This is a genomic window from Duganella margarita, from assembly GCF_009857535.1.
In the GTDB taxonomy this organism is placed as follows: Bacteria; Pseudomonadota; Gammaproteobacteria; order Burkholderiales; family Burkholderiaceae_D; genus Rugamonas; species Rugamonas margarita.
Genome location: NZ_WWCS01000008.1, coordinates 261,027 through 270,344, shown reverse-complemented (window position 1 = coordinate 270,344; position 9,318 = coordinate 261,027). Strand labels below are relative to the sequence as shown.

Annotated in this window: 7 protein-coding genes and 1 pseudogene; 1 reads left to right on the top strand and 7 read right to left on the bottom strand. The window is 66.5% G+C overall.

Going from position 1 to position 9,318, the window contains the following annotated elements; translation table 11 throughout:
* Positions 1–238 (bottom strand): annotated as a pseudogene (locus tag GTP55_RS15010) (DUF3108 domain-containing protein); the annotation flags it as partial.
* Positions 239–461: 223 nt separating this feature from the next.
* On the opposite strand from GTP55_RS15010, the gene GTP55_RS15005 reads away from it, so the two are divergent.
* Positions 462–1,181: a PhaM family polyhydroxyalkanoate granule multifunctional regulatory protein gene (locus GTP55_RS15005; RefSeq protein WP_161045683.1), complete on the top strand. Its 720-nt coding sequence runs from the start codon at positions 462–464 to the stop codon at positions 1,179–1,181.
* Between the two features lie 6 nt (positions 1,182–1,187).
* Here the strand turns inward: GTP55_RS15005 and GTP55_RS15000 are convergent, their stop codons facing one another.
* The 6 genes from GTP55_RS15000 to GTP55_RS14975 all read right to left on the bottom strand — a co-directional run bounded on the left by GTP55_RS15000 (position 1,188) and on the right by GTP55_RS14975 (position 9,108).
* Entirely contained in the window at positions 1,188–1,370 is a 183-nt protein-coding gene (locus GTP55_RS15000) for a hypothetical protein (RefSeq protein WP_229257936.1), read from the bottom strand.
* A gap of 80 nt (positions 1,371–1,450) precedes the next feature.
* A complete protein-coding gene (locus GTP55_RS14995) occupies positions 1,451–3,187 on the bottom strand; it encodes a response regulator (RefSeq protein WP_371868355.1) in 1,737 nt (578 codons plus the stop codon).
* Entirely contained in the window at positions 3,184–3,894 is a 711-nt protein-coding gene (locus GTP55_RS14990) for a sensor histidine kinase (protein WP_161045682.1), read from the bottom strand. The genes GTP55_RS14995 and GTP55_RS14990 overlap by 4 nt, the downstream gene beginning before the upstream one ends.
* Positions 3,895–4,001: 107 nt before the next feature.
* Entirely contained in the window at positions 4,002–5,705 is a 1,704-nt protein-coding gene (mnmC1, locus tag GTP55_RS14985) for an FAD-dependent 5-carboxymethylaminomethyl-2-thiouridine(34) oxidoreductase MnmC1 (protein WP_202423718.1), read from the bottom strand.
* Positions 5,706–5,707: 2 nt separating this feature from the next.
* Positions 5,708–6,268: a DNA-3-methyladenine glycosylase I gene (locus GTP55_RS14980; RefSeq protein WP_161045680.1), complete on the bottom strand. Its 561-nt coding sequence runs from the start codon at positions 6,266–6,268 to the stop codon at positions 5,708–5,710.
* 2 nt (positions 6,269–6,270) lie between these two features.
* Entirely contained in the window at positions 6,271–9,108 is a 2,838-nt protein-coding gene (locus GTP55_RS14975; protein WP_161045703.1) for a GGDEF domain-containing protein, read from the bottom strand.
* Between the last annotated feature and the right edge of the window lie 210 nt (positions 9,109–9,318).

Below are 9,318 nucleotides of genomic sequence, written 5' to 3'. Positions count from 1 at the left end.
CCAGCAGTGACGCCACGTCCGGCTCAGCGGGCGCGCTGGCCGCCAGCGGCGCCGGTTCCGGCAACGGCTCGGCGGCCGGCCGTGGTCTCGGCTTCGGCAGCGCCGGCTTGGGCGCCTTGTGCGCCAGCGGCGTGATCTCGGGCGGCGGCGTCTCCACCCGCTTGGGCAGCGCCAGCCGCAGTTGCGCGGTCATCAGCGACGGCTTCAGCTCCGAGGCCCGGTGCGTCTGTGCGCTCAAGCGTCCTCCCACCCAGTTAATGGCGGCATAGTGCAGCGCCACGGTGGCCGCACACAAAACCAGTACGCGCCGGTGTCGGGCAAGGGAGGAAACGATCGTCATGTCCGCTAGTTTAAACGGGATCGCAGTTCTCGGCAGTGCTGGCGCAGAAATGTTGCCAAAACCTTTTGAATGCCCAGGCAATATCTGCTACGCTAGCCGCTCAACCTACAGGAGGATAGCCATGGTCCACCCGCAAATGCCGAACATCCCCGGCGCCGGCGTCATGAACGATACGCTGGATTTTGTCAAAAACCTGTGGGGCAGCATGAGCGTGCCGGGTCTGACCGCACCCACGCTGTCGGTCGAAGAACTGGACAAGAAAGTCAACGACCTGAAAGCCGTCGAGAGCTGGCTCAATCTGAATCTGAGCATGCTGCGCGGGAGCATCCAGGCGCTGGAAGTCCAGCGCGACACCATCGCCACGCTCAAGTCGGTCGGCGCCAGCCTGGCCTCCGCCGTCAATACGGGCGTCAGCGACAAATCAATCTTTGACGCCAATCCGTACGCCTCCGCCTTCTTCCACCACGCGCGCGAAGCCGACAAGGCGCAAGCGACGCAGCCATCGCCTCCACCCGCACCGGCGCCGGCGCCGGCGCCGGAAGCCAGGGCGGAACCCAAGCCGGCTGGCGCTGCCGCGTCCCAGCCCAACGCCTGGTGGAATCTGTTACAGGATCAGTTCAAGCAAGCCGTATCCACGGCCATGGCGTCGGAATCGATGATGACCGATGCCGCCGTCAAATTTGCCGCTGCGGCGGCGGCAGGCGCCAAGCCGGCGGACAACAAGCCAGCCGCCAGCGCGGCATCGGCAGCGCCGGTCAAACCGGCTGCGGTGAAAAAAACTGCCGCGAAAAAGCCCGCCGCGAAAAAAGCCGTCGCCAAGCCGGGCGGCGAACCGCGGTAAGGCAAATTACGCCAGCCGCTGGATGCGGATGGCGTCGATCAGGCCATCGGCCTGACGTTCCACTTTCTCGATATCGATCAGGCCTTCCTCTTCGAGCAGCTTGGCGCTGTCGTGGGCAGCCTGAAAGCTCTCCAGGGTATCGCCCTTGGCGGCTACCGGGCGAACCCAGGCCACACTGCCTACCTTCATTTTTTTATAAACTTCTTTGGCGATGTCGCGCATATTTTTTGTGCCCTTTATTTGCTCTCAAAATTGAGTGTCATGTTGGTTTAACTACTGGTAAATCGGGTGCTCTCCGGCACCGGTCCATTGGCGGCTTCGTACTCGCTGGCCGCCGCCGCAGCCACCACGCCAGACACCGGCGCCAGCAGCGCCAGCTGCTCCATCAGCTGCGCGAAACGCTGCTGCCCCGGCGCGATGGCGTCAACGTGCATCAACACGCCGATCGCCTCATCGGCCAGCCCGCGCTCGTAGCCATTCTGCTGCAACGTCGAGATGATGATCTGTGCGGAGTTGAACAGGATGCGCATATTGTGCGGCAGCGAGCGGCGCGCCACGCGCATCCAGTCGATGGCTTCCGCCAGTTTGCCGGTCTTCCACAGCAGCACGCCGCGGTTCATCATCTCCGCCGCTTCCAGGCGCGCTTCCCTGATCAGTTCCGCGCCCTCGTCGCTCATGCGCGCGCGGTCGAAGATTTTCTGCACATCGTCCAGCAGCACCGCGTTGTCGTGGTTATTGCGGGTGACATATTGCAGCAGGTGGACCGGCGCCTCCTTGACGCCGACCGCAAACAGCAAGGTCGCCATATCCAGGCAGGTCTCGGTGTCCGGCCGCTGGCGCACATCGTCGGCCAGCATCGCTTCCAGCTCGTCGCCGGACTTGCGCGCGCGCCGGAAATCGCCGCTCTCGTGATACACCAGTCCCTCTGTGATCTTGGCGCGCAGCGTCACCTGGTCGCCGCCGAACTGGTGGACCGCCGCGTTGAGCAGGCGGATGGCCTCCTTGGTATCGTTCTTCTGGCCGCACACGCGCGCCAGGCCGAGATAGGCATCGACCGTCTTCCGCACCGAGAACTCGCCGATCTCGATGCACTTGCGGAAGGCCTTCTCCGCCACGGGAATATTGCCCAGCTTGAGCGCCGTCTGCCCCAGCGAACGCTGACGCGGCACCGAATTGGGCGACAGCTTGGCCGCCTTTTGCAGCACGTCGAACGACTCTTCGGTTTTGCCCTGCAGCTGGAACGACTGCGCCAGCTGGTCGAAGGCATCGATGTAAAAACGGTTATCGGCAATCACCGCCTGGAACATCATGCGCGCCGCTTCCAGGTCGCCGGCGGCCATGCGGATTTTCCCCAGGCCGCAACGCGCCCAGTTGTAGTCCCGATCTTGCAACACCTGCTCGTACACCACGCCCGCCTGTTCGGTCTCGCCGGCCTTCAACAGCAGCGTGGCCTTCATACGCAGCAAGTCGATGGCGTGCAGCGGGTGATGCGCCACCTGGTCCTGGCAAAGCTTGGCCGCGCGCAGGTAATCCTTGTCCGCAAAGGCCTGGTCGATTTCGTGGAAGACCTGCTTCTTGATCCACACCCGGTTCAGGCGCGTCAGCAGCACGCCCTCGGTGATCGGCTTGATGATGTAGGCGTCCGGCTGGTGCTCGGCGGCGCCCATCACCGACTCCACGCTTTTTTCGGCCGACACCATCAGCCACACGCTGGACGGCAGCATCAGGTTGCGGATGCGCGCCTCTTCCAGCACCTGCTGGCCGTTCTTGCCATCGCCCAGATTATAGTCGCACAGCACCACGTCATAGCGGGTTTTCGACAGCAGCACCATGGCCTCGCCGCCGCTGGACGCCTGGTCGATATGCTTGGCGCCGAGGTTGCGCAACGACTCGCGCAGCAGCTGGCGGATGCCGACGAAATCGTCGATGATCAGGTAACGCTTATCCGCCCAGCCGATGCCGCCGTCGGCGCCGGTGTTGGCGCTAAAGACTTCGCTGCTCATCATGGCAACCGCAACACGAAACAGCCGCCGCCCATGGCGCCGCCGTTTTCCAGTGCGATGCTGCCGCTGCGCTGGCGGTGCTTGTGCATCTTCGCCACTTCGCTGGAAAAGTACAGACCCAGGCCGCTGCTATTGCTTAGAAAGTTAATCGCCGCCTTGGCGCTGGCGCCCGATTCCAGCATATTGGCCGGGAAGCCGGCGCCGTTGTCTTCCACACGCAGTTCCAGATAGTCGCCATCGACGGCGATCGACAGGCGGATGCGGTCGCGCGTGTAGCGCACGGCGTTGTTGATGGCGTGGACCAGCACCCCGATGACCAGTTCTTCATCCAGCGTCCAGATGGCGTCCTGCGGATAGTCGACCTCAAAGGCGATGCCGCGCGATTGCAGCAGCATGTGCGCCTGGCCGGCCACCAGCTCCACCAGCTCGCGCACGCTGCGCGGCGCCGGATCGAACGGATAGCCAGGCTTGCCGACATCCTTGTACAACGCCAGTAACTGGATCAGGTTATCGTTGAGGCGCTTGGTCTGGTACAGCATCTGCGCCATCTGGCCGTACTCCGGCGCGGCGCTGGACTGGTGTGCGGACAGCAGGTTCTCCAGCGTGCCACTGAGGACGCTGATCGAATTTTTCATGTCATGCACGGTGGACGCGAGGAACATGAACAGCTCCGGTGAGCCTTCTTGCTGCTGCGATGCTTGTTCATCCATTTGCAGGATCTCCATGGACGGCGGTGTTCAGGGGCCGATTATAGCCTGCCGCCAGCAAGGCCGCCAACGCAGGAGGTTTGCGTAAGCGCAACAACGTAGTGCCCCAGCTACTGCGCGCGGCGGCGCTGCTTGAGCAGGAAGCGGCCCGGGTCCAGTGCTTCAACCAGCGCCGCCTCCAGCGGCAGCGGTGTGTTTTCCAGTTGAGAGACCAGCAGTTCCGCCATCAGCGGGGCCCAGATCAGGCCGCGCGACGCGTAGCCAAGCAGGCAATGCAGGCCGGGATGGCGCGGCACGTCGGACAGAAATTCCAGCCGGCCGGCGTTCGGGTAGTCGGGCAGCGCGCCGGCCAGCGGCAGGCGGTCCGGCGCGGCCACGCGGAAGCCCACCCGGCCGGCCAGCGGCGCGGTGTGCGCCAATGCCGCAACGGCGTCGCCAGGGATAATCTTCGCCAATCGGGCCAGATTCTCCTGCTGGCTGCTGGCGCGCAGCGCCGGATCGTCGTCGTTGTCGTAGGTGGCGCCGGCGCACACAATGCCATCCGACGGCGGCGTCACATACGCCTCGCGGCATACCACCAGTGGCAGCAGCGGCGGCGCGGCGGCGGCATCGACCGGCAGGTGCGTGACCTGGCCGCGCAGCTTGGCCAGCGGCAGTTCCGTCGCCTGTGCGATCTGGTCGGCGCCGGCGCCGCTGGCCAGAACGACGGTGGGCGCTTGCGCAATCAGCGCGCCGTCCGCGCCGCGCACCTGCCAGTCGTCGTCCACCCGCAGCAGGTCCAGCGCTTCGGTGTGGAACACGCGTTGCAGGCGCGCGCCACACGCCGCCAGCATCGCTTCGCACAGCGACCGCGGCCGCGCCCAGCCGCCTTGCGCAAACAGCCAGCCGCCATGCGGCGTCGGCGCGCCGATCAAGGCGCTGGCTTCCTGCGCATCCGCCCAGCGGGCGTATTGTGGCGGATAGTTCCACTGGGCCAGCGCGTCCTGCTGCACCTTGGCGTGCCGGTCATCGCGCGCCAGTTGCAGCACGCCGCAATCAGCGCCCAGGAATGCTGTGCCGACGCCGCCCATGCGGCGCCACTCGCGCAGCGCAAACAGATAGGCGGCGCGGCTCAGGCGCGTTGGGAGGTTGTCATCTTTGGAAAGCAGCGGCATGAAGATGCCGGCCAGGTTGCCGGACGCCTCCTGCGCCGGCTGCGCGTGGCGTTCGATCAGCGTCACCTGCCAGCCGCGCGCACACAAACGCTGCGCGGCCGACGAACCGGCCAGCCCGGCGCCGATCACCACCGCGCGCCGCACCGGAACGGATTGCGCAGCAGGCTGCGGTTTGCGGCCAAGGTAGACCGCCGCGATATCCGGCGCGGCGGCGTGCGCATCGTCGTTGGCCGAGGCATGAGCATCAGCATCGCCAGCGATGCGGCACACGAAGCCCGCCGCCGTCAGCGCCCACACCAGCGCGTCATCGGCGGCGCGGGCGTGCAGCGTGGCGCCTTGCACGGCCAGTTTCGCCAGCGTGCGCGCGCATGCCGGCGCAACATCCGGCGACAGATAAAACACGTTCACGCGCGCCCTAATCTGCGGCAGCACGGCATCCACCGCGCCCACCAGCAAATCGAGCGTCACCTCATCATTCAGGATCACGCGATGAAAGCCCGGCACATTCAACGGCCATGCAGCGCGCAGCTGCGCATCGTCCACCGCAGCAGCCGGCGGCAGCGCGGCGGCGATCGCGATGTAATGCAAACGCCCGCCCTGCGCGCGGGCCGCAGCAAACCGCTCGCCACTGCCAAACCCGGTGTCCAGCACGACCTGCATGCTCACTTGCGCGCCTTGCGACAGAAGCAATCCGGCGCATGGTCATCGACCATGCCGATGCCCTGCATATAGGCATACATAATCGTCGAACCGACAAACTTGAAACCCAGCTTGGCCAGATCCTTGGAAAGACGATCCGACAGCTCGGTCTTGGCCGGACGCGGTCCCTCGCCACGCACCATCGGCTTGCCGCCGACGTAAGACCACAGCAGCTTATCCAGGCTGCTGCCGCTGTCGAGCAAGCGCAGATACGCCTGCGCATTGGTGATGGCGGCCGCCACCTTCAACCGGTTGCGCACGATGCCGGCATTGCCCAGCAGCTCCGCCACCTTGTCCGGGCCATACACGGCGATCTTGCGCGCATCCCACTGGTCAAACGCGGCGCGATAGTTCTCGCGCTTGTTGAGAATGGTCTCCCAGCTCAAGCCCGCCTGCGCGCCTTCCAGGTTCAGCATCTCGAACAAGCGCCGCTCGTCGTGGCACGGCACGCCCCACTCGGTGTCGTGATATGCCAGATACAGGGGATTGGCCGGATTGGCCCAGCTGCAGCGTTGTTTATCCATGCCTAGTTCAACTCCAGATCGCTCGACAGGCCGATGCGGCGGCGCTCGCCGCCCAGCACCAGCGGCCCGGTCAGGTTGGACACCAGCCGCACCTCGCCGTCGCCCACGGCCTGGTCCAGCCGCTGCATCAGGCGCGGGAACACGCCGTCGGCGCGCGTGGCGTCGGTGCTGTACAGCGCGGCCCAGGCGTTGCGGCCGGAGCGCTTGGCGATGTACAGGCCCTGGTCGGCCAGTTCGACCACCTGCGACCACGACAGCAAACGCGGCTGCGAGGGCAGGAACGGGAAGCAGGCAAAGCCGATCGAGCAGGTCCTGGACAAGCGCACGCCGTCCGGCAAGATGAAGTCGCGCTCGGCGACCACGCGCCGCATGCGCTCGGCCACGCCGGGCGCCTCGTCGCGGTGGGTGGCGCGCGCCAGCACCAGGAATTCCTCGCCGCCCCAGCGGATCACATAATCCGATTCGCGGAACACTTCGCGCAGCCGTTCCTGCATCTGCACCAGGATTGAGTCGCCCGCCGCGTGGCCGTAGCGGTCGTTGACTTCCTTGAAGTGGTCGAGGTCGACCATGAAGAACACCAGGTCCTTGGCCGCGTGCAGGTCGCACTCGTTCAGTTCGCGGTGCAGGCCGGCGTCGTAGCCGCGCAGGCTCATGGCGACGTCGGCGTCGACGTTTTGCAGGAAGAAGCGGCGGTTGCGCAGTCCGGTCAGCTGGTCGGTCAGGCTGACTTCCTCCAGCGCCCGGTAGGCCTGCTCCAGTTCCAGGTTTTTATCCAGCAGCTGTTGCTGGGTGGCGGCCACCTGGCGGTAGGCGCTGGCGTTGTCGAGCGCGATGGCGCCGTAGGCGCACAGCGTGCGGAAGATCAGCCGTTCGCGTTCGCCGTACGCGCGCGCCAGCAGCGACTGCACCGTCATCACGCCCAGCACCCGCTCGCCCACGCGCAGCGGCGCAAACAGCAGGCTCTGGGTCGGCAGCGTGCCGGGAATCAGGTTGGGGGTGACATCTTCGTCGTCCAGCTCGACCAGGATCTCGCGCCGTTCGCGCAGGCAGCGCGCGGTGTTGGCGCTGGGATCATTGGCAGCGATGCGCACCCGCGGCAGCGGCTGGCCGGCTTCGATGCCGAATTCGCACACCAGCGAGGCGCCGTCCGGCTGCAGCAGGAAGATCGAGAAGTGGGTCGCATCCAGCAAGCCATGGACATGGCGGTCCAGCGCGCGGAACACCGCCGCCGCATCCAGATGGGCGGTGATTTCCTGGCCGACGGCGCTCAGGTGTTCCAGCGTGGCGCTGGTCTGTTGCAGCACTTCGGCGCGCTGCGCCTCGGCCGCCGCCAGCTGGCGATGATGCTCGCCCTCGGTCTGCGCGCGTTCAGTCTGGTACTGCACCTGCATGGCGATGGCGCGGTGGGTGGCTTCCTTGCTGTGGGTCTGGTCGCGCGCGCTGTTGGCGCGCAGCGCGATGGTGTAGGCGCGCTGGTAATCGCCAATGGCGGCATACTCGCGCGCCGCCGCGTCCAGCAACGCGCCGGGCACCGTGTAGCCGTCGATGGTGGCGGCGATCTCCAGCGCCAGCTGCAGATAGTGCAGCACGGCGTTGGGCGCCGCCATCCGTTCCGGGCTCGGCAGCGAATGGCGGGCATGGATGTCGGCCAGCACATTCAGGGCGGCGATCTGGCTCGAGGCGTCGTCATGGTCGCGCGCCAGCGCCAGCGCGGCCTGGGCGGCGGCCAGCGCATCGTCGGCGCGCGCCAGATGCGACAGCGCATGCGCCTGGCCGCGCCGCGCGCTGCTCTGGAAATCGTTCTGGCGCAGCGCGTCGCCGCGCGCGGCCAGGCGGGTGAAACTTTCCAGCGCGGCGGCATAGTTGCCGAGGTCGAGCGCCAGGTCGCCCTGGTATTCCAGCGCCACCGCGTAGGCGCGCGAGCCGGACAGCGGCGCCAGCGTGCTCAGCGCTTCGCGCAGCAGGTTCTGGGCGGCGTCGCGCTGGCCCAGCTGGCGCAGCGTTTCGGCGGTCTGCATCAGGCACATGCCGATGCTCAGCGGCCAGCCGGCCGGACGCGCCAGGTCGAGCCCGCGCTGCATCCATTCCAGCGCCGACTCGTGCGCGTTGAGGCTGGTAAAACCGTTGCCGATATTGGTAGCGACGATGATGGCGCGGCGGATCTGGCCGCTGGCCAGCGCGGTCTCAAAACTCAGCATCAGGTGGCCGATGGCGCGCCCGTATTCGCTGCGCTGGAAAGCGCAGGTGCCGAAGAAGTCGCTGATCCAGCCGGCCGCGATCGGGGGCACGCCGTGCAGGTCGGTGCTGAAGCGGTCGTGCCAGCGCTGCTGCGCGGCCGGGCCGTCGCTGAAGGCGTCGCAAATGCCGGAGGCGGCGTCGACGATGTCGATGCGCAAGGGATCGGCCGCCACGCGGGCGGCGGCTGCAGCCTGGCGCAGCCAGCCGTCGCCATCGGCGCTCAGGCCCCGGTCGTTGCTGGACCAGGCCAGCACCCAGCAGGCGTCGGCGCGGCAGGCGGCGGCGGCGGCCGGCACGCTGTCGGCCGCCCGGTCACAGAGCAATAATGCCTGTTCGGCAGCATCGACGGCGGTGTCCAGGTCTCCGCGCAGCCAGGCCGGCTCGGCAGTGATCAGGTGCAGCCGCGCCCGCTGCACCAGGGCGGCGTCCGGCGCCAGCAGCGCCAGCAGGGGGACAAGCTCGGTGGCCAGTTGCTGCGCGCGCGCGGGATCCCGCTGGCGCATATGCCAGGCCAGCGCCATTAGCAGCTTCAGCCGTTCCGGGCCTTGCGCATCGGGCAAGGCCGTTTCCCACTGCGCCAGCTCGTCGTCGAGCGCAAACATGTCCACCAAATTAACTTTCCTCTACTGTGTTGCGGCAGCGCGCCGTTACGCTGATTACCGCATTATTCCACAGTTTGCGGAGCCTCCCGCAGCCCCCTGTTAAGTCCCTGATATCTAAGCCTTTTTGGTTCCGATTGGAAACTAATTTAGTGAAAGCAACATAATTTCGGCGTAAAAAAAGCGGCGCCGCAGCGCCGCTGGGTGGCCTTG

Bases quoted from the DNA above. Each gene is read 5' to 3' on its own strand.
- GTP55_RS15005 (WP_161045683.1), top strand. From the start codon at position 462: ATGGTCCACCCGCAAATGCCGAACATCCCCGGCGCCGGCGTCATGAAC.
- GTP55_RS15000 (WP_229257936.1), bottom strand. From the start codon at position 1,370: ATGAAGGTAGGCAGTGTGGCCTGGGTTCGCCCGGTAGCCGCCAAGGGC.
- GTP55_RS14995 (WP_371868355.1), bottom strand. From the start codon at position 3,187: ATGATGAGCAGCGAAGTCTTTAGCGCCAACACCGGCGCCGACGGCGGC.
- GTP55_RS14990 (WP_161045682.1), bottom strand. From the start codon at position 3,894: ATGGATGAACAAGCATCGCAGCAGCAAGAAGGCTCACCGGAGCTGTTC.
- mnmC1 (WP_202423718.1), bottom strand. From the start codon at position 5,705: ATGCAGGTCGTGCTGGACACCGGGTTTGGCAGTGGCGAGCGGTTTGCT.
- GTP55_RS14980 (WP_161045680.1), bottom strand. From the start codon at position 6,268: ATGGATAAACAACGCTGCAGCTGGGCCAATCCGGCCAATCCCCTGTAT.
- GTP55_RS14975 (WP_161045703.1), bottom strand. From the start codon at position 9,108: ATGTTTGCGCTCGACGACGAGCTGGCGCAGTGGGAAACGGCCTTGCCC.